We start from the raw sequence: 18,589 nt of genomic DNA, 5'->3' as shown, positions 1-18,589 counted from the left end.
TGACCTGCGGTGGAATTTTGTAGCCAGTCAGGCAGTGAGTCTCGCGTCGATATTATCGGAATCCAGCCAGGCTCGACGGACCGTGGCGGGAGGTTGATAGCGATGTGCGCTATGGGGCCGGCGCTCGTTGTAGAACTGTCGCCAGCGTTCGATGAGCACCTTGGCCTCGGCGCGGCTGCGGAACCATTCCCGGTTCAGCAATTCGTCACGCAGCTTGCCGTTGAAGCTCTCGACGAACCCGTTTTGCCACGGACTGCCCGGTGCGATGAAGGCAGGACCGATGGCAGCATCTCGCAGCCAGCGCATGACCTTGGCAGCGGTAAATTCGGCGCCGTTGTCAGACCGAATGAACGCGGGCTTGCCGTACAGCCGCATCAGTCGCGACAGCGTCAGGATGACGTCCTGCGACCGCAGGCTGGCGCCGACCTCGATCGCCAGACACTCGCGGGTGTATTCATCGATCACGCAAAGCATCTTCAACGCCCGCCCGTCTACCAGTTGATCGTGCACGAAGTCGTAGCTCCATACCGAGTTGGGTTGTGTCGCACCGGGCAGGCGAATGTCGTTGCCACAACGACGGCGGCGAGGACGCCGCCGTGGAATGTTGAGCTGCAAGGCTCGCCACATTCGCCGCACGCGCGATTCGCCCAGCGCCAGCCAAGCCGACATCCTCCGGTAGCCGAAGCGCGGCACTTCCTGCGCGGCCGCCATCAGCCGCTCGCCCAGGCTCCGATCCTTCTCCGGTTGCTTGAGCCTATAGGTGGCCACCCGGCGACTCAGCCCCAGATAACAACATGCCTTGCGTTGCGAGAGACCCCGCCGAGTCAGGACTTCCAGCGCTTCGCGCCGGCCCGTTGGGGTGCTCATTTTTTTCGGCTGAATTCCTTCAGGCCGTCGATGACCAGCAATTGCTCGGCAATCAGGCGCTTGAGCCGCTCGTTCTCCGATTCCAGATCCTTGAGCCGACGGGCGTCGGCCACATCCATGCCGCCGAACTTGTTGCGCCAACGATAGAACGTCTGTTCCGAGATGTTGTGGCGCTTGCACAGGTCCTTCACCGGCTCGTCCCGGCTCTCGACCTCGCGCAAGATCCGGATGATCTGCTCGTCGGTAAATCGCTTCTTCATCGAGTTCTCCTTGCCTCTAGGATAAAAGAGAACTCACTTGCCAGATGGCTACAAGAAACGTCTCAGGTCAGCAACACGATCCCGTTCTGTTTCCGGCTACCAGCGTCCAGGCGATTGATCGCGTCGATCATCTCGTCGCGGGGCATGCCAACAATGCTCTGTTCTGCTGCGACGCAGCCGTAATCCTTCAAGTTCTTGAGGGTTACATGCACACCTTCATTCGACGACGGCTTGAAAATTTTGCAGTTGTCGAGGCGGATGATCTTCAGCTTATCGACCCGTTGAGACGCGTCCGCGTTGTGACGTACGAGAACCTCTGCGATGTCAGCGTCGTGCGAGCCCGAACCGTACAGCGCAGTCAGCGTTTCTATTGGTGCGATCGGTACATCAGCGATGGACGCGGCCGAAAGTATGTGCGACTGAAAGGTCATACGAGCGTGCAACATCAAGGTCGCATCGCGCACGATGACGCAAACGACGCCACTCTGAACAGGGGGCAGCGCAGTACGCAAAACTTCAGCGAGATTCTTGGGTTCATTTTTGGGCGGAGTCATTCGCTCTCCGCGATGTTGATACCGCCGACGCGGCTCTTCTCGATGAACGCCTCGACGTCTTCGCGGCGGTAGCGCACGCAGCGGCCGAACTTGTAGAACGGCAACTCCTTGGTGAACTTGCCGAGGTGACGCCACTGCGCGGGCGTTTTGTCGGAGATGTCGAGCAGTTCGGCGAGCGCGCGGTCGTCGAGGAATTCGTGCAGCAGGCTGCGGAGCAGCGGCGAAGCAGTGGTGTTTTTCTCAATCATACTGATCTCCAGTTACGCCGAATCGGCATGCGTAATTTAGGTAGATCAGGTGGGCGCGAAAATGCGAAATGGTCTAGAGGCGAAAATGCATTGCGCTACTCGGATTTTTTCTCTTCATCCTTCTTCTTGGCAGGGCGATGCTGAACTTGAGCCAGTCTCGCGGCCGACGTGTGGTCACCGGCGGCGAGCTGGTAGGCATGGTCAAGCAATCGGTTGATCTCACGGGGGTTAAGCTCCTTTTGGTCGAGCTGACGCGATTCGAAATGTCTGAGCAACGCTCGGCGCAAGTCTTTGCGAACGCGCTGGTGTTCCTGAATGTAGAACAGAGCAATCGGGGCACGGTCGGGATCGACCGATAGGTCCAAGTCGCTGATCTCGGCAGGCGGGAAATCGTCATATTTCTCGCGTATCTCATCTTCGAGCGTGCCTGCTTCTAGTGAAGCGATCAGGTCAGCCATGCGTATCACGTCGCGAAGGGATTTGGTTTTCAATGGGGAGCTGTTCCAGCCCGGCTTGACCGCGAGGAAAGCCTGAAAGTTTTCCATGTTCAAGACGTCGGAATTTGGCTGCTGTCCTGTGGTATCTGCATTGGCGTATTCCCGCCGGCCGACGACAACTGAGCCACTTCGCGTGCCGCCTTCGAAGAAGGCGCCGATCTGTCGGCGTAGCGATTCGACCTGGACCTCGAATTTTCCCGTAAAGTCGAACCGAACCATGACCTCCGTTCCGGTACAGAATCCGGATGTCAGCATCGACACTGATCGGTGAGTAAGGTAGTTCTTTTCCGGCCAGTGAGTTGGTGGATTGAGGATGTCGGGCGCAGTGCAGGCAAACAGCCACGCTAGTCGGTTTCGCTGCTCGCGGCTGGGATGTTGGGTTGCTACTTGGGCGGCAGTTAATTTCGGGTCGATCAAGCAGGTAATGCCCCAGCGCTCGCGGATGTGGTCCTGCAAGGGAAGTACAAGGTTGTCGGGATGCTTGGCCCGGTATTGTTCATAGGTCATACCTTGCAAGGGTTCCGGATAGCAGAAGTATCCATCGAGGGACATTCTGGGAAACGGGACCGGGGGGACATCCTTGATGCGGTGATACCAGTCGGCATAGTCCTGCGCGTACTGGTTGTTGCGCCGAAGCAGTTCCCAAGCCCCCATGGTGGGATCGTCGCGGATTACTTCGGGGTAGGCGCTCATTTCCCGCCAGTCGGCGCGGACGATGAAAAGGCGGTGCTGGATCGGGACAGGACGGCGTGCCATCGGGTGCGGTTCCTTATGGAAATCGCTCTAGATGGTAGCAAAGGAGTAGCAATGCGGCTGGATGCGACAAAAGAAAAAGGGGTTAGCATCAGCTAACCCCTTGATTCCTTTGGTCGGAGCGAAAGGATTCGAACCTTCGACCCTCTGATCCCAAATCAGATGCGCTACCAGGCTGCGCTACGCTCCGACGAGCCAAAGATTCTATCTTTGAATGGCTGATCCGGTCAATCCCTATATGCGGGTAAATGCCGCGGCGGCGAACGAGCCGCAATTTGCGACAATTCGCACGGTAATCGGCCGGCCCGCACGCATGGGCGCGGGGCCGCTCGCCGAAGCAAGGAGAACATCATGATGAACCTGATCCTGTGGCGCCACGCCGAAGCCGAAGACTACGCGACGAGCGATCTCGCGCGGCAGTTGACCGTCCGCGGCCGCAAGGACGCACAGGCGATGGCCAAGTGGCTGCGTGGCCGGCTCGAGACGAACACCGTGATCCTCGCGAGCCCGGCGGCTCGCACCGTACAGACCGTCGAGGCGCTGACCGACCAGTACCGGACGGTCGAGGCGCTCGCGCCGGGCGGCAGCGTCGACGACGTGCTGGCGGCGGCCGGCTGGCCGGACGGCATCGCGCCGACGGTCGTGATCGTCGGCCACCAGCCGACGCTCGGCAGCGTCGCCGCGCAACTGATCGCCGGCGGCGACGACAGCTGGAGCGTCAAGAAGGGCGGAATCGTGTGGCTCGCGAGCCGCACGCGCGACGGCAGCCGGCAGGCCGTGCTGCGGGCAGTATTGACGCCCGACCTGGTGTGAGGCCCGCCTGAAGCGCTTTGAAGGGTTTCGTCATACGGTTTCGCAAGCTTTCTGCTAAAGTCAATTCGGCGACACGTCATTGAAAGGACACGGTCGTGCCACATAACGGTCACGGCCGATTACTACATTGGCGGGCATGTCGTCCTATTCCTTACGATCAGGAAAGCCTAATGCGAGAACTGCCGACGCCTACGCTCCCTTTTGCCTCGCTGCCCCTCGACACGTCGCGGCGCCTCCTGCCGCGCGCTGCTGAAACCGTCACATCGGAGTATCGCCTGCGCGCCGCGTGGGCGCGTACGGAAGACGAATTGCGCGAAGCCCAGCGCCTGCGTTACAGCGTGTTCGCCGAAGAGATGGGCGCGCAGGTCAGCGGCCCCTCCGGTCTCGACGTCGATCCGTTCGATGCGTACTGCGACCACCTGCTGGTTCGCGATCTCGACACCCTGAAGGTCGTCGGCACGTATCGCGTGCTGCCGCCGCACCAGGCGGCGCGTGTCGGCCGCCTGTACGCCGAAGGCGAATTCGACCTGTCGCGCCTCACGCACCTGCGCGGCAAGATGGTCGAGGTCGGCCGCTCGTGCGTGCACAGCGACTACCGCAGCGGCGCCGTCATCATGGCGCTGTGGGGTGGTCTCGGCACGTACATGATGCAGAACGGCTATGAGACGATGCTCGGCTGCGCGAGCGTGTCGATGGCCGACGGCGGTCACTATGCGGCGAACCTGTACCAGTCGCTGTCGGCAGGTTCGCTGACGGCGCCCGAGTATCGTGCGTTCCCGCATACGGCCCTGCCGGTCGACGAATTGCAGACGGGCACCGTCGTGGCGCCACCGCCGCTGATCAAGGGTTACCTGCGTCTCGGCGCGAAGATCTGCGGTGCGCCGGCCTGGGATCCCGACTTCAACTGCGCGGATTTCCTGACGTTGTTCCGTCTGTCCGACATCAACGCGCGCTACGCCCGCCACTTCCTGGGCTGAGCCGTCTGAACCGCGTCGCGCCCGCCTGCTGGTTCGGGCGCGTGCACGCGAACGCCGTCGTGCGACATGAGCCGCGCGACGGCGTTCGTCCATTTGATCAACGTGTGTGAATCGGGCCCCGTTAATTTCGGAGATACGCGATCACCGCCGTGCCGTGGGACGGCACGTTCGGGAACGGCCCGGGGGAGGGCCGGACGGCAGCGGCGCGCTTAGTGCTTGCGCCGCCAGTCGAGCAGGTGGTGTTCGGCCATCCAGTGATGGATGATCCCTTCGCCGCCATGGCTGCGCTTGTATTCGCGCGACTCGAAGAACGACAGGGCGACGAACACCATCAGGCCGATGAACAGGCCGATCAGGCCGGCAATTTCCTCAGACGACATGGCAGCCTCCTTTCCACGGCACAGCGCCATGCGTACATAGTAGGACATGCGCGGCGCGACTCCGAAGCAGGATTTCCGCTAGACTCGGCGCGGTCCCGGCGTGCGATGGGCGCGCCGATTTCCGGAGCCTTACCCGATGACCCGTTTCATGCTGGCCGTGCTGGCTGCATCTTTTCTCGCTGCCTGTACCAGCGATCCTCATCAGGCCCGTCGCGGCCATCCGCCGGAAGATCCGGCCGACTATCACGGTGTGCCGACCGACATGACGCCGCCGACGATGCTCGATGCGCCGCCGCCCAAACCGGCGCAGTAACGGATGTTTAAGGCCGCTCGGACCCGCTTAGGGCCGATTCGGCGCGCCATCAGGCGCGGGCCGCGGGTGTATCGGTGCCGATGCGCCGCAATAGCCCCGGCAGGTAGCGCGCCAGCGTCGCGCCGCGCGCGGCCATGAACAGCAGCAGCGCGAACCAGAGGCCGTGGTTGCCGAAGGTGCCGACGGCGGCGAGTGTGGCGACAACGAAGATCGAGAGCGACGCGACCATTGCGCGCATCAGCGATTGTGTCTGCGTCGCACCGATGAAGACGCCGTCGAGCAGGAAGCCCCAGACCGACACGATCGGTGAAATCGCGGCCCACGGCAGGTAGCGCAGCGCAACCTCGCGGATCTCGGCCTGATCGGTCAGGCGCGCGACGATCCAGCCGCCGGCGGCCCAGTACACCAGCGCGAACAGCAGCGCGCCGAGCGCCGACCAGAGCAGGGTGACGCGCACGGCTTGCCGGAAGGCACCGCGGTCGCGTGCGCCGGCCGCCGCGCCGACGAGTGCCTCGGCCGCATGCGCGAAGCCGTCGAGGCCGTACGCCATGAACGTCTGGAAATTCAGCAGCAGCGCGTTTGCCGCGAGCGTCGCATCGCCCTGTTTCGCACCGAGGTGCGCGAACCAGCCGAATGCGCCGAGCAGGCACAGCGTGCGCAGGAAGATGTCGCGATTGAGCGCGATCAGCCGCTTGAGTGCGACGCGGTCGGCGAGTGCACGTACCGCGATCGGCGCAAGGCCGCGCGGCCGTAGCCGCCACAGCATCCATGCGCCGAGCGCGAAGCCGCATGCGTCTGCCGTGGCCGTCGCGGCGCCGATGCCGGCAATGCCCCAGCCGAAGCCATACACGTAGAGCAGGACGGCGCCGATGTTGACCGCATTGATGAACACCTGCGCGACGAGCGCGAGCCGCACGCGCTGCACCCCGAGCAGGTAGCCGAGCACGACGTAGTTCGCGAGCGCGAACGGTGCGCTCCAGATCCGCGCGTGGCTGTAGGACAGCGCAGTCGCGCGGACGGCATCGCTGCCGCCGAGCGCCGACAGCGCAAACGACAGCAGCGGCACCTGCAGCGCCAGCACCGCGGCGCCGAGCGCGAACGCGACGATCAACGCGCGCAGCACGTTCAGGCGGATCCCGGCGGCGTCGCCGGCACCGTGCGCCTGCGCGACGAGACCGGTCGTCCCCATTCGCAGGAAACCGAATCCCCAGAACACGAAATTGAAGAACAGCCCGCCGAGCGCGACGCCGCCGAGATACTGCGCGCCGTCGAGGTGGCCGGCGACGGCCGTGTCGACGGCGCCGAGGATCGGCTGGGTCAGGTTCGCCAGGACGATCGGAAACGCGAGCGCGAGGACGCGCCGGTGCGTGACGGTGGCCGAGCCCGTGCCGGCCCCGTGCGGTAACGCGGATTCGGACATGGCGGACGCGTCAGGCGCGTTCCTGCACGCACACCCACGGCGAGACGACGACTGCCCACAGCTCCGGGTTGCGCGCCGCGTAATCGGCGGCGGTTTCGGCCGGCATGCGCGCGACGAGACCCGCGGACAGCCAGCGCGTGACCTGTTCGGCGTCGTCGTCGGCAACCGCTTCCGCGACGCTGACGAGATCGAGGTCGCGCGCAACGGACAGCAGCTTGCCCTGCGCGAAGAAGCGTTCGAGATCGCACCAGTCGATCTTGGCGGTTTCGCCGAGGAGTTTGGCGTAGAGCGGGCTGTGCGACGCGCCCGCGGCGGCGTGGTGATCAGAGGACATCGTTTTCTTGGAAAGACTGCGTGGTGGCGCCACTATAAACCATCCGGCCGGGCGGGCGGCGCGGGTGGCGGCCCGCTTACGCGTCGCGCAGCGCGCGGCGCACGATCTTGCCCGTCGCGGTCATCGGCAGGCTGTCGACGAACGCGATCGCGCGCGGATACTCGTGGGCGGCGAGGCGCGTGCGCACGTGCGCCTGCAGTGCCTGAACGAGCGCATCGTCGCCGGCGTGACCGGGATTCAGCACGACGAACGCCTTGACGATCTCGGTACGCGTCGCGTCGGGCACGCCGACGACGGCCGCCATCCGCACCGCCGGATGCGTGAGCAGGCAGTCCTCGATCGGGCCCGGGCCGATCCGGTAGCCGGCGCTCGTGATCACGTCGTCGTCGCGGCCGACGAAGCGGACGAAACCGTCGGCGTCGATCATGCCTGTATCGCCGGTGACCAGGTAGTCGCCCGCGAACTTGTCGCGGGTCGCGTCGGCGTTGCGCCAGTACTCGAGGAACATCACCGGATCGGGGCGGCGCACCGCGATGCGCCCTTCGACGCCGGGCGGCAGCGGCGTGCCGTCCGCGTCGACGATCGCGACCGCATGGCCGGGCACCGCCTTGCCGATTGCGCCGGGCTGCGCATCGAACAGCGCCGCGCACGACGACAGCACCATGTTGCACTCGGTTTGCCCGTAGAACTCGTTGATCGTCACGCCGAGCGCGTCGCGTCCCCAGGCCGTCAGTTCGGTGCCGAGCGTCTCCCCGCCGCTCGCGACCGATTTCAGCGACAGCGCGTAGCGTTCGCGCGGTGCCGGGACGGTGCGCATCAGCTTCAGCGCGGTGGGCGGCAGGAACGCGTGGGTGACGCCGTGCCGGGCCATCAGCGCGAACGCGGCGTCGCCGTCGAATTTCTCGAAGCGGCGGGCGAGCACGGGCACGCCGTGATGCCACGACGGAAGCAGCACGTCGAGCAGGCCGCCGATCCATGCCCAGTCGGCGGGTGTCCAGAACAGGCGCGCGTCGCGCGGGAAGCACTGCTGCGACATCTCGACGCCCGGCAGGTGGCCAAGTAGCACGCGATGCGCGTGCAGCGCGCCTTTCGGCTTGCCCGTCGTGCCGGACGTATAGATGATGAGCGCCGGATCGTCGGCGGCCGTATCGGCCGGCACGAAGTCGGACGACTCGGCGGCGAGCGCCGTGTCGTAGCGCAGCACGCCGGGAGCGTCGGGCGCATCGTCGCCGATGCAGTAGATGGTGTGCAGTGCCGGCAGTTGCGCGCGTAGCGATGCGATTTTCGCGTAGCCGGCCGCATCGGTAACGAGCGCGGCCGCCTCACTGTTCGCGAGCCGGTATTCGAGCGCATCGACGCCGAACAACGTGAAGAGCGGCACCGCGATGGCGCCGAGCTTGTACGCGGCGAGGTGCGCGATGGCCGTGTCGGGGCCCTGCGCGAGAAAGATGCCGATGCGGTCGCCGCGCCGCAGGCCGGCGCGCACGAAGCTGTTCGCGAGCCGGTTAGAGGCATTCCTCAGGTCGTCGAATGTGATGCGGGACACGTCGCCTTGCGCCGTTTCGTGGATCAGCGCGAGGCGTCTGCTGCCGTCCGCCCATTTGTCGCAGACGTCCACGCCGATGTTGTAGCGGGCCGGAACGTCCCACGCGAAGCGGGAGAGCAGGTCGTCGTAGCGGTCGGTGGCGGGCAGCATCGCAGTGTCTCCTGGGTGGCGGCGTGGTGTCAGGCGAACGGCTTACATCAGGGTTTCACGCAGGGGAATCCACAATGACGCCTGAGGGTAGGGAATCCTCGCACTCGTCCAATTGCTGCGGCTCAGTGCACGATTCCGCAATGACGCATAAGATCACTTAAAAATCAGTGTGTGACCATGGATTTGCTTCTGATAGCTGCGGGGTTCAGCCTGATCGGAATCGGCGTGCTGGTAGCGTTCGCTTGTCGCGTCGATCCGTTGTCCGGCCGTTTCACCGGACGTCTGCGCAAGCGCTGACATCACCTTTCCCGATTTTCACCGCGACGGCACGCGATGCGTGCCGGCGTCGCGTGTCGTCCGTCGGGCGCTCAACGCGCCGGCAGGTAGCGTGACGGGTCGATCGACCGGCCGCCGTAGCGCAATTCGAAATGCAGCGCGACGCGATCGCTGTCGCTGTTGCCCATCTCGGCGATCGATTGCCCCTGCGTGACCGACTGGCCTTCCTTCACCAGTAGCGCACGGTTGTGCGCGTAGGCGGTCAGGTAGTCGGCGTTGTGCTTGAGGATGATCAGGTTGCCGTAGCCGCGCAGCCCGTTACCCGCGTAGACCACCACACCCGGCGCGGCCGCGACCACCGGTGTACCCGGCGAATTCGCGATGTCGATCCCCTTCGATTTCGAGCCGTCGAACGTGCGGACCACGTTGCCGGCCGCAGGCCAGATCAGCGCGATGCTCGTGGCCGGCTTGACGGCCGATTCAACCGGTGCGGAAGGCACGGGGCGGGCCCGGCCGGCACTGCCTGTGCCGGTGGTCGACGGCGTCGATGCGGTGGTCGTGCCGGGCGGCGGCGCGACGCGCAGCACCTGGCCGACTTCGATCGCATCGGGGTTCGTCATCTGGTTCCAGCGCACGATGTTCGATACCGACGTGCGGTTGTCGCGCGCGATCTTGTAGAGCGTATCGCCGCGTTCGACGCGATAGAACCCGGGGCCGACGGGCGCGGAGCCGCACGCGACGAGCAGGGCGGCGCAGGCGGCTGCGAAGAGTCGCTTCGTTGTTGTTCCGAACATTGAACCTCGCAAGACCCTGCCGCTCGTGACGCGGCAGGCAATACAAAACGTCCGATTTTAACGGGTTCGACCCGCGCACCGCAGTTTGTGCCGTTGCCGGGGCGTCGGACGCCGGTTCGGCCGGCGTCTCAGCCCGCGTGGCCGGCGTCTCGGCCCACGTTTCAGCCGGCGAGCGGGAGGACGCGAATCCGCAGCGTGGCCGTTTCGGTCGCGCCCGGCGCGAGCATGCGCAGCCCGAGGCCGTTGTGGATCGCATCCGGCAGGCCGAGCCACGGTTCGACGCAATAGAAGTCGGAATCCGGCTTTTCGGTCCAGGTCGTGACCGCGTACCACGGGATCGAGCCCGGCACGTCGAGCGCGATCTCGATCGTGCGGCGCCGGCCCGGCATCACGATGCGCACCGGCGTGGCCGGCACGCCGTCGAGGCAGTGGAAGCGGTCGAGAATCCCTTGGTTGTCGAGGCGATAGCGCGCTTCGCCCGGCTCGGGCGGGCTGATCGAACCGTCCGGCTGCTGCGCGCAGCGATGCGTGGGCGGCAGTTCGAGCGTGGTTTCCGCGCGTTCGCCGTGCGGCAGCGCGAAATAGAAATGGTGACCGGCGTAGTAGGGCAGCGGCGTGTCGCCGCGATTGGTCGTCGTCAGCGCGACTTCGAGCGTGTGCGAGTCGGCCAGCCGGTAGGTGGTTTCGAACCGGAAATCGAACGGGTAGCTCGCGCGCAGTGCGTCGGTCGCGTCGAGCGTCATCGACAACGCGGCGCCGTCGGCCGACGGTTGCGCGGCGAACGGCAGGTCGCGCGCGAAGCCGTGCATCGGCAGGTCGCGTACCACGCCGGCGGCGTCGCGCCAGCGGCCGAGCTCGCCGTCGACGCGGTGACGGCCGAGGAACGGGAACAGCAGCGGGTTGCCGCCGCGCACGCGCGCGAGGTTGCTCCAGTCGGCCGTTTCCGGCCAGAAGATGACCGGTTCGCCGTCGACATCCCATGACAGCAGGCGGCCGCCGAATTGCGGAGCGACCCGGACGAGCGACGGGCCGGCGTGAAGTTCGTGAATGTCGTGTTGCTGGAAGGTCGGCATGGCGAATCGGGTTGGGCGGGTGAACGGGAACGGCGTGCTCCATTATCGGGCCGTGGCGGCTTGGGGAAAACCCTTCTCGGGAAATCGCGAGTTTTTAAGACCGTCAACGGTCGGGATAATGCCTCTAAACCGGTGAGGTTGCCGGGTCATGACACTTCGTGGAGGGGGCCATGGATCTGGCAATGGCAATGGGACTCGCACTGTTCGGCATGTTCACGGGCAGCACGGTATTATTTTTCTATCAGCTCGGCCGCTGACGGCAATTCCTGCCGAAATCGAAAGGCCCGCCATGCAAATGGCGGGCTTTTTGCTTTCCGGGCGCTTACAAGTTGCAAGCGTTTGTGTGCATTGCCGCAATATCCCGCCAAATGCCTTGGCGCAGTAATCCGGGCTCGGCATAATCGGGGCGCGTTTTTTCGGACGCGCATCGCGTCGTCCGCTTCTCTTCCCGCTCAATCTTCATTAAAAGGACCGACGCGTGAGTCTCTGGTTTCTGGTATTCCTGAGCGTCCTGCAGGGCGTCACCGAACTCTTTCCCGTCAGCAGCCTCGGCCATACGCTGCTCGTGCCGGCGCTGTTCGGCATGCACATCGACAAGCACGCACCGCAACTGCTGCCGTTCCTCGTTGCGCTGCACCTCGGCACCGCGCTGGCGCTGCTGTGGTACTTCCGCGCGCGCTGGATCGCGCTGATCGGCGGCTTCTTCGCGCAGCTCGGCGGCCGCAAGAACGACGACGGTCACCTGATGTGGGCGCTCATCATCGGTACGATCCCGACCGGCATCGTCGGGCTGCTCCTCGAGAAGCGCATCGAACGCGTGTTCCACGACCTGCGGATCGTCGCGATCGCGCTGATCGTGAACGGCGTGCTGCTGTGGCTCGGCGATCGCATCCAGCGTAGCCGCGCGCATCAGGCACCCGAAAAGATGACGTTCAAGCAGGCGTTTTTCGTCGGTCTCGCACAGATCGGCGCGCTGATTCCGGGTTTCTCGCGCAGCGGGCTGACGATGATCGCCGGCAATGCGGCGGGCCTGACGGCGGAGAAGGCCGCGGAATTTTCGTTCCTGCTCGGTACGCCGATCATCTTCGCGGCGGGCGTGCTCGAACTGCCGAAGCTGTTCCATGCGCGCGACCAGCTCGCCGATGCGCTGCTCGGCGGCGTGCTGACGGCGATCGCCGCGTACCTGAGCGTGCGGTTCCTGATGCGCTATTTCGAAGGGCGTGGCCGGCTGGCTTCGTTCGGCGTGTATTGCGTGATCGCCGGCGTGTTCTGCCTCGGCTGGTTCATGATGCATCCGCAGCCGGTCTGAGGCTGCGTTGACCGGTCTCGCATGATGTGACGCGATGATCGGGTATAATTTCGGGCTCGGCTTCATGCCGGGCCCGTTTTGTTTCGGGGCTTCGAGTCTGGTTTGTGGTTTGCCGGTGCTCGAAGTCTTGCGTCAGATGCGGCTCGTGCAGGCCGTGTCTTTTCTCCCCGACCGCCCTTAGCTCAGCTGGATAGAGCAACGGCCTTCTAAGCCGTAGGTCACACGTTCGAGTCGTGTAGGGCGGGCCAGTCTCAGCACTTGAAGACCTTCACCAGTCCGCCCGCGGTACCCCCCCTCACTCCACCGTAACCGATTTCGCCAGATTCCTCGGCTTGTCGATATCCGCCCCACGCAGACACGCCGCGTGATACGCGAGCAACTGCAGCGGCACGACGTGCAGGATCGGCGACAACAACCCGTAATAATCCGGCATCCGCAGCACCGACACGCCTTCGCTGTTGTCGATCCGCGTATCGGCGTCGGCGAACACGTAGAGCTGCCCGCCGCGCGCCCGCACTTCCTGCATGTTCGACTTCAGCTTCTCGAGCAGCGCATCGTTCGGCGCGATCGTCGCGACGGGCATCGTGTGCGTCACGAGCGCGAGCGGCCCGTGCTTGAGCTCACCCGCGGGATACGCCTCCGCATGGATGTACGAAATCTCCTTCAGCTTCAACGCACCTTCGAGCGCGATCGGGTAGTGCAGCCCGCGTCCGAGGAACAGCGCATTTTCATGCTGCGAGAATTCCCCCGCCCAGCGCTCGATCTGCGGCTCGAGCCCAAGTACGTCCTCGAGCGCGCCGGGCAGCCGCCGCAATTGCATCGTGTAGCGCGCGAGCTGTGCGTCGTCGACGTAGCCGCGCAGCCGCCCGAGCGTGACGGCGAGAATGAACAGCGCGACGAGCTGCGTCGTGAACGCCTTGGTCGACGCGACGCCGATTTCCGGGCCGGCCCGCGTCAGGAAGCGCAGACCTGCCTGACGCATCATCGCGCTGGTCGGCACGTTGCAGATCGCCAGCGTATCGATATGGCCGAGCGCCTGCGCATACTTCAGCGCGGCGAGCGTGTCGGCGGTCTCGCCGGATTGCGACACGCTCACCACCAGCGTATTCGGCGTTGCGAGCGCGTCGCTGTAACGGTATTCACTCGCGATCTCGACCTGGGCGGGCACGCGCGCGATCGTTTCGAGCCAGCGGCGCGCGGTCAGGCCGGAATAGTGGCTCGTGCCGCACGCGAGAATCAGCACGTTGTCGATCTGCTCGAACGCGCGCGCGGCGTCGGGGCCGAATACGGCCGGATCGAACAGCCCGGCATCCGGGATGGTCGCGGCCACGGCCTGCGGTTGCTCGAATATCTCTTTCTGCATGAAATGCCGGTACGGCCCGAGCTCGACCGCGGCCTGCGCGGACGAAATGGTCTGTACCGCGCGCTCGACCGGCGCGCCACCGCGATCGAGTACGCGCACGCCGCCCGGCGTCAACTCGACGATGTCGCCTTCCTCGAGAAAGATGAAGCGGTCGGTGATGCCGGCGAGCGCGAGCGCGTCGGACGCAAGAAAGCATTCGCCATCCGTCACGCCGACGACGAGCGGCGAGCCGACCCGTGCGCCGATCAGCCGCTGCGGCTCGTGCTTGCTGAATACCGCAATCGCGTACGCACCGTGAAGTTGCGACGTTGCCGCGCGCACGGCGGCGAGCAGGTCGCCGCGATACTTGCTGTGGATCAGGTGTGCGACGACCTCGGTGTCGGTCTGGCCGTCGAATTCGTAGTGCGCGTCGGAAAGTTGCTTGCGCAACGTTTCGTGGTTCTCGATGATGCCGTTGTGCACGAGCGCGATTTCGTCGCGCGAGAAGATCGGATGCGCGTTGCAGGTGGCCGGCGCACCGTGCGTCGCCCAGCGCGTGTGCGCGATGCCGGTGCTGCCGGTCAGGCCGGCGGTGCGCACGTGCGCGTCGAGATCGGCGACGCGCGACACGCTGCGCTCGCGGCGCGCCTGGCCGTCGACGACCGTTGCCACGCCGCATGAATCGTAGCCGCGATATTCGAGGCGACGCAAACCTTCAATCAGAATCGGGACGATGTCCCGTTGCGCGACTGCGCCGACGATGCCACACATGACACGCCTCCTTCCCGTTTAGTCATCATGGACCGCACACGCCGTTGCGTCAGCGCGATGCGGTTGCCGTTGCCGCCGCCGTCGTGAGCCCGCATCGAGCGGGGATGACGGGATCGGCCATCCGGCTTTCGAATGCCAGATAAAGCGACTCTTCCAATACGTTCCAGTGCGCGCCGTGCCGGTATGGCCCCGATCGCGCTTGCCAGCAGGCAACCGTGCTCCAATCGTTCATCTTGACCGCGACCAGCGCGATCAGGCTCCACGGGTAGTCGGTGTTGGCAAGTTGCGGCCAGCTCCTGCCGTACTTCCGGATCCACCGTGCATAGATCGCCTCGCCGGATTGTTCGGGAACCTGAATACCGGAAAGGAGCGGGAGGATCTGCGCGATCTTCGCCGGGTAAAAACTCGCATCGCTGACCTGCTGCGTGCTGGCGCGAAAACCGGATGCCGTGCCGCGCCAGAACACCTTCAGGATCGCGGAGGCAAGCTGGTCGGCGCGCAGGCTCCACGGGCCCGCATGCGTGTAGTCGGCGCGCCGGACGTAGTACGCCGCGAGTGCCTGGAACGCGCTGTGTACCTCGACGTTGTCCATCAGCAGCGCGACGTGCAGTGAAGACGAGATCTGATACACGCCGGAGGGCTTGTCGAGCAGCGTCTCCAGATGCATGGCGGCGCGGTTCAGGCTGAGTTCCCACGCGGCGGGCAAGCCGCCGGGCGGCGCGAAGCGGGCGAGCAATTCGATCCAGGTCGCCGTCATCGCGTCGTCGGTTTCCGCTTCGGCACATGAGCGGTAGCGGCCGTCCTTCACGCAGTAGCGATCGAAGCCGCCATCCGGGCGCTGGCGCGGCAGCAACCATGCGATCCACGCGAGTGCGGCCTGACGGGCGTCGAGTTGCGCGTCGGACGCGGCGAGCAGCGCTTTTGCCGCGAAATACGGATCGATGCCGACGCCGTTCAGGCGCACGGTGATCGCACCGTCGGTGCGCTGGTACAGCCCTTCGAGCCGGAGCTCGGCGGCGCTCGCGTGCAGTGCGAAGCCGCACGCGGCGAGACAGCAGGCGACGTGCCACAGGCGGCACAGCGCGATGGTGGCCGCGACGCGCGAGCGTGCGGTCGGGGAAAGCGCGGGCCGTTTCATGTCTTGGGCTCCTGCGCGGGGTCCTGTGCAATCGTCGCCGGGTGCGGCGTTGGCCGCGTCGCGCCTGGCGAGCGTGTCGACGTTGCGGCTCGGTTCACGGTGATGCGGGTGAACCCGAGGCTCGTACCGGGATATGCGTCCACGAGGCAGTTCCGTGCATCGGAGCCTGAACCAGGCCCGCGGATCGCGTATTGCAACAGGACACGTCGGCACGCGCGGTGCGCAGGAGCGCTTGTTTTTCGCTCCCGGCGGACGCGTCGCGTTTCCTCCCGGCTTCGTTGCTTGGGCGTCCCCGTTCGTCCGCTGTCCGGCGCGTGCTTCGAGGTACACCTGACTGTCATTAAGCAAGGCGTGAGCCATCGGCCGCGACGCCGCGCGCAGCAAGGAGCAGGGGCGGAGGCCGGGGGCGTGGCGCGGACGGCGGCGGCGGATTTTGATTCATCGAAGAATCAGCCCGCGTGCAGGCCGATTGCCCGTGCGCGACCGGGATTGCAGCCCGCACGTTCGATGGGTCCATCGAATCGTCTGTCGAACGTGTGCCGCGCCGGCAGCGTGACTTTGCGCGGTGATGCGCGCGGTGTCGTTCGTTGTGTGCGCATCGGCCGGGGTGCCGATGCGATTCATGCAGGCGCATGCGCTGCATTGGCCGCGCGTCGATGTATCCGCCCCGTTTCGGATCAGCGTTACACATTCGCAACATTTCGCATGCATCGATTCGTGCGACGTGAACGACGTTGCATGTCAGGTAAATCCCTCGTGCGGGATCGCGGCCGAGCGGCCGATTGCGCCGCCCGCTGCACAGACAAAAGTGGCGGATCGAGTAAACGCAACGCGCTTCGACAGATCCGCGAGATCCGATGCGAAACGAATGCGCGACACGCGTCCGCGATTCGTCGGACGACGCCGTTGAAGGGGCCATGAAACTGCCCGGATTTTTGCCTGTATCGCGCTTGACCGGCGATGCGACACGCGTAGCAGTTGTGAAACATTTCATCGTGCACCGCGTGTGCACGGTGCATGCGGTGTGAACCGGACACGGCCGCAGTGCGACTGGTTTGAATATTGCTGTAGTGGAGGGGGACGTGACGAACGGACGTGACGCCTGGCCAAGCGAGGAACGACTCATGACGTGACTGATCAAGTGCAACGAGACGCCGGTAGTACGACGATTCGCGTGGCGCAGACCACGTGGACAGGGCGGCGCGCTCGCTCCGCGACACTGCAGCGTGTCGATCGCGTGCGAGTACGGAAGGTGCCGTCTGAATACATGCTTCGCGCCACGAGCAGGGTCATTCAGCGCGATATGGGTCAACGAGGATAACGATGAAAAAGATTTTGCTTGTGTTCGGGACTCGGCCGGAGGCCATCAAGATGGCACCGCTGGTGCGTGCATTGAAAGCACAAGCGGGTGTCGACGCCAGGGTATGCGTGACCGCGCAGCACCGCGAAATGCTCGATCAGGTGCTGACGCTGTTCGACATCAAGCCCGACTACGATCTCAACGTGATGCGGCAAAGCCAGACGCTGACTGACGTGACGACCGGCATTCTGCAGGCAATCGGCGTCGTCTTCGACGAGTTGCGCCCGGACGTCGTGCTGGTGCACGGCGATACGACGACCACGCTCGCGGTCAGTCTGGCGGCTTTCTACCGCTATTTGCCGGTCGGGCATGTGGAGGCCGGCTTGCGCAGCGGCGACATCTGGTCGCCGTGGCCGGAGGAGTTGAACCGCCGCGTGACCGACGCGGTGTCGTCGTGGCATTTCGCGCCGACCGGGCAGGCACGCGACAACCTGCTCAGCGAGGGCGTGCCGGGCGCGGCGGTCGTGCTGACCGGCAATACCGTGATCGATGCGCTGCACGAGGTCAAGCGCATGCTGGACTGCACGGCGGCGCTGACGGAGAAGGTCGCGGGACAGTTTCCGTTTCTCGAGCCGTCGCGGCGCATGGTGCTGATCACGGGCCATCGACGCGAAAGTTTCGGCGAGCCGTTCCAGAATTTCTGCGATGCGCTGTGCGCGCTCGCAAAGCGCTATCCCGACGCCCAGTTCGTCTATCCGCTGCACATGAATCCGAACGTGCGGGAGCCGGCGCGCGCCCGGCTCGGAAACCTGCCGAACATCTACCTGATCGAGCCGCAGGAATACCTGTCGTTCGTATTCCTGATGTCGCGTGCGCATTTCATCATCACCGATTCGGGCGGCATTCAGGAAGAAGGGCCCGCGTTGGGCAAGCCGGTGCTCGTCACGCGCGAGACAACGGAGCGGCCCGAGGCGATCCAGGCCGGTACCGCGCGGCTCGTCGGTACCGATCAGGAGCGGATCGTGTGGGAAGCGTCGCGGCTGTTCGACAGCGAGAGCGCTTACGGGGAGATGGCGCGCGCGAGCAATCCGTACGGCGACGGTCATGCGAGCGAGCGGATCGTTCATGCGCTGATGCGGAATTCGGGCGTACCCACGAAGGCGACGAGCTTTTCGATGGGGGCGGCGGAAATGCCGTTCAACGCGCTCACGCTGGGGTTGCAGGCGTTGAGGTCGCGGTGAGCATCGTGGCGCGCTAGCGTCCGAACCGCTCGTTGCAATCGCGGGATGATCCGGTCCGGCCGGGAGGCCGGCCGGACGTTTGCGTTTGCGTGCTCGATCATTTCCGGTTTCTCGGCCCGCTGATTGCACAGGGCGGGTCTGGTCATCCGGCTTTGCTACCGCGGCACCGAAGCGCCCGGCGAACGTGGACAGTCGCCGTGCAAGAACGAGAGCGAACCACCTGCGGCCGTGCA

Annotated in this window: 17 protein-coding genes and 2 tRNA genes; 6 read left to right on the top strand and 13 right to left on the bottom strand. The window is 65.0% G+C overall.

The genetic code is table 11. The features are described 5' to 3' along the window. Positions 1-27 precede the first annotated feature (27 nt). The 5 genes from DPV74_RS04640 to DPV74_RS04620 all read right to left on the bottom strand — a co-directional run bounded on the left by DPV74_RS04640 (position 28) and on the right by DPV74_RS04620 (position 3,369). Positions 28-1,127, bottom strand: a protein-coding gene (locus DPV74_RS04640) for an IS3 family transposase (protein ID WP_119336632.1) whose coding sequence is annotated in 2 segments (ribosomal slippage) — positions 28-875 and positions 875-1,127 — 1,101 coding nt in all. Because the reading frame shifts where the segments join, the coding sequence is not laid out codon by codon here. A 62-nt stretch (positions 1,128-1,189) separates the two neighbouring features. Beyond that, complete coding sequence (locus DPV74_RS04635; RefSeq protein WP_162922945.1) at positions 1,190-1,681, bottom strand: hypothetical protein; 492 nt, start codon at positions 1,679-1,681, stop codon at positions 1,190-1,192. Next, on the bottom strand, positions 1,678-1,929 hold the full coding sequence (locus DPV74_RS04630) for a helix-turn-helix domain-containing protein (protein ID WP_119336630.1): 252 nt from the start codon (positions 1,927-1,929) through the stop codon (positions 1,678-1,680). Before DPV74_RS04630 ends, DPV74_RS04635 begins: the two co-directional genes overlap by 4 nt. A gap of 95 nt (positions 1,930-2,024) precedes the next feature. Next, entirely contained in the window at positions 2,025-3,182 is a 1,158-nt protein-coding gene (locus tag DPV74_RS04625; RefSeq protein ID WP_119336629.1) for a transcriptional regulator domain-containing protein, read from the bottom strand. 110 nt (positions 3,183-3,292) lie between these two features. After that, positions 3,293-3,369 (bottom strand) — tRNA-Pro (locus DPV74_RS04620). A gap of 161 nt (positions 3,370-3,530) precedes the next feature. Here DPV74_RS04620 and sixA point away from each other — a divergent pair. Together sixA and DPV74_RS04610 are read left to right on the top strand one after the other, a co-directional pair. Then, positions 3,531-3,992 (top strand): phosphohistidine phosphatase SixA, encoded by a 462-nt coding sequence (sixA, locus tag DPV74_RS04615; RefSeq protein WP_027787862.1) that lies wholly within the window; start codon positions 3,531-3,533, stop codon positions 3,990-3,992. A 170-nt stretch (positions 3,993-4,162) separates the two neighbouring features. Beyond that, positions 4,163-4,969, top strand: coding sequence for a GNAT family N-acetyltransferase (locus DPV74_RS04610; protein ID WP_021157266.1), 807 nt, complete (start codon positions 4,163-4,165; stop codon positions 4,967-4,969). 209 nt (positions 4,970-5,178) lie between these two features. Here the strand turns inward: DPV74_RS04610 and DPV74_RS04605 are convergent, their stop codons facing one another. After that, positions 5,179-5,349 carry a hypothetical protein gene (locus tag DPV74_RS04605; protein ID WP_162922944.1) on the bottom strand — a complete coding sequence of 57 codons (171 nt, stop codon included), beginning with the start codon at positions 5,347-5,349 and terminating at the stop codon, positions 5,179-5,181. Positions 5,350-5,497: 148 nt separating this feature from the next. Here DPV74_RS04605 and DPV74_RS04600 point away from each other — a divergent pair, with 148 nt between their 5' ends. Beyond that, positions 5,498-5,662 carry a hypothetical protein gene (locus DPV74_RS04600; protein ID WP_162922940.1) on the top strand — a complete coding sequence of 55 codons (165 nt, stop codon included), beginning with the start codon at positions 5,498-5,500 and terminating at the stop codon, positions 5,660-5,662. A gap of 49 nt (positions 5,663-5,711) precedes the next feature. Here DPV74_RS04600 and DPV74_RS04595 read toward each other — a convergent pair whose 3' ends face one another. The 5 genes from DPV74_RS04595 to DPV74_RS04575 form a co-directional block, all read right to left on the bottom strand. Beyond that, positions 5,712-7,082 carry an MATE family efflux transporter gene (locus tag DPV74_RS04595; protein ID WP_119336628.1) on the bottom strand — a complete coding sequence of 457 codons (1,371 nt, stop codon included), beginning with the start codon at positions 7,080-7,082 and terminating at the stop codon, positions 5,712-5,714. Positions 7,083-7,092: 10 nt separating this feature from the next. Continuing rightward, complete coding sequence (locus DPV74_RS04590) at positions 7,093-7,416, bottom strand: DUF2288 domain-containing protein (RefSeq protein WP_027787860.1); 324 nt, start codon at positions 7,414-7,416, stop codon at positions 7,093-7,095. A 76-nt stretch (positions 7,417-7,492) separates the two neighbouring features. Beyond that, positions 7,493-9,112 carry an acyl-CoA synthetase gene (locus DPV74_RS04585; RefSeq protein WP_119336627.1) on the bottom strand — a complete coding sequence of 540 codons (1,620 nt, stop codon included), beginning with the start codon at positions 9,110-9,112 and terminating at the stop codon, positions 7,493-7,495. 368 nt (positions 9,113-9,480) lie between these two features. Then, on the bottom strand, positions 9,481-10,182 hold the full coding sequence (locus DPV74_RS04580) for a peptidoglycan DD-metalloendopeptidase family protein (protein WP_119336626.1): 702 nt from the start codon (positions 10,180-10,182) through the stop codon (positions 9,481-9,483). A 161-nt stretch (positions 10,183-10,343) separates the two neighbouring features. Next, positions 10,344-11,255: an aldose epimerase gene (locus DPV74_RS04575; protein WP_059695607.1), complete on the bottom strand. Its 912-nt coding sequence runs from the start codon at positions 11,253-11,255 to the stop codon at positions 10,344-10,346. Between the two features lie 478 nt (positions 11,256-11,733). On the opposite strand from DPV74_RS04575, the gene DPV74_RS04570 reads away from it, so the two are divergent. Together DPV74_RS04570 and DPV74_RS04565 are read left to right on the top strand one after the other, a co-directional pair. Next, positions 11,734-12,564, top strand: coding sequence for an undecaprenyl-diphosphate phosphatase (locus DPV74_RS04570; RefSeq protein ID WP_027787856.1), 831 nt, complete (start codon positions 11,734-11,736; stop codon positions 12,562-12,564). A 171-nt stretch (positions 12,565-12,735) separates the two neighbouring features. Next, a tRNA-Arg gene (locus DPV74_RS04565) sits at positions 12,736-12,812 on the top strand. 47 nt (positions 12,813-12,859) lie between these two features. Here the strand turns inward: DPV74_RS04565 and glmS are convergent. Both glmS and DPV74_RS04555 read right to left on the bottom strand, forming a co-directional pair. Further along, a complete protein-coding gene (gene glmS / locus DPV74_RS04560; RefSeq protein WP_059695619.1) occupies positions 12,860-14,677 on the bottom strand; it encodes a glutamine--fructose-6-phosphate transaminase (isomerizing) in 1,818 nt (605 codons plus the stop codon). A gap of 49 nt (positions 14,678-14,726) precedes the next feature. Beyond that, complete coding sequence (locus DPV74_RS04555; protein ID WP_119336625.1) at positions 14,727-15,815, bottom strand: hypothetical protein; 1,089 nt, start codon at positions 15,813-15,815, stop codon at positions 14,727-14,729. Between the two features lie 1,323 nt (positions 15,816-17,138). Between DPV74_RS04555 and wecB the strand changes: the two genes are divergently transcribed. After that, entirely contained in the window at positions 17,139-18,356 is a 1,218-nt protein-coding gene (wecB, locus tag DPV74_RS04550) for a non-hydrolyzing UDP-N-acetylglucosamine 2-epimerase (protein ID WP_119336624.1), read from the top strand. Positions 18,357-18,589: the final 233 nt, after the last annotated feature.

The organism is Burkholderia sp. HAN2018 (assembly GCF_024704855.1).
GTDB classification, from domain to species: domain Bacteria; phylum Pseudomonadota; class Gammaproteobacteria; order Burkholderiales; family Burkholderiaceae; genus Burkholderia; species Burkholderia cepacia.
This window is presented reverse-complemented; position numbering and strand designations above follow the sequence as displayed.

Bases quoted from the DNA above. Each gene is read 5' to 3' on its own strand.
- DPV74_RS04635 (WP_162922945.1), bottom strand. From the start codon at position 1,681: ATGACTCCGCCCAAAAATGAACCCAAGAATCTCGCTGAAGTTTTGCGT.
- DPV74_RS04630 (WP_119336630.1), bottom strand. From the start codon at position 1,929: ATGATTGAGAAAAACACCACTGCTTCGCCGCTGCTCCGCAGCCTGCTG.
- DPV74_RS04625 (WP_119336629.1), bottom strand. From the start codon at position 3,182: ATGGCACGCCGTCCTGTCCCGATCCAGCACCGCCTTTTCATCGTCCGC.
- sixA (WP_027787862.1), top strand. From the start codon at position 3,531: ATGATGAACCTGATCCTGTGGCGCCACGCCGAAGCCGAAGACTACGCG.
- DPV74_RS04610 (WP_021157266.1), top strand. From the start codon at position 4,163: ATGCGAGAACTGCCGACGCCTACGCTCCCTTTTGCCTCGCTGCCCCTC.
- DPV74_RS04605 (WP_162922944.1), bottom strand. From the start codon at position 5,349: ATGTCGTCTGAGGAAATTGCCGGCCTGATCGGCCTGTTCATCGGCCTG.
- DPV74_RS04600 (WP_162922940.1), top strand. From the start codon at position 5,498: ATGCTGGCCGTGCTGGCTGCATCTTTTCTCGCTGCCTGTACCAGCGAT.
- DPV74_RS04595 (WP_119336628.1), bottom strand. From the start codon at position 7,082: ATGTCCGAATCCGCGTTACCGCACGGGGCCGGCACGGGCTCGGCCACC.
- DPV74_RS04590 (WP_027787860.1), bottom strand. From the start codon at position 7,416: ATGTCCTCTGATCACCACGCCGCCGCGGGCGCGTCGCACAGCCCGCTC.
- DPV74_RS04585 (WP_119336627.1), bottom strand. From the start codon at position 9,112: ATGCTGCCCGCCACCGACCGCTACGACGACCTGCTCTCCCGCTTCGCG.
- DPV74_RS04580 (WP_119336626.1), bottom strand. From the start codon at position 10,182: ATGTTCGGAACAACAACGAAGCGACTCTTCGCAGCCGCCTGCGCCGCC.
- DPV74_RS04575 (WP_059695607.1), bottom strand. From the start codon at position 11,255: ATGCCGACCTTCCAGCAACACGACATTCACGAACTTCACGCCGGCCCG.
- glmS (WP_059695619.1), bottom strand. From the start codon at position 14,677: ATGTGTGGCATCGTCGGCGCAGTCGCGCAACGGGACATCGTCCCGATT.
- DPV74_RS04555 (WP_119336625.1), bottom strand. From the start codon at position 15,815: ATGAAACGGCCCGCGCTTTCCCCGACCGCACGCTCGCGCGTCGCGGCC.
- wecB (WP_119336624.1), top strand. From the start codon at position 17,139: ATGAAAAAGATTTTGCTTGTGTTCGGGACTCGGCCGGAGGCCATCAAG.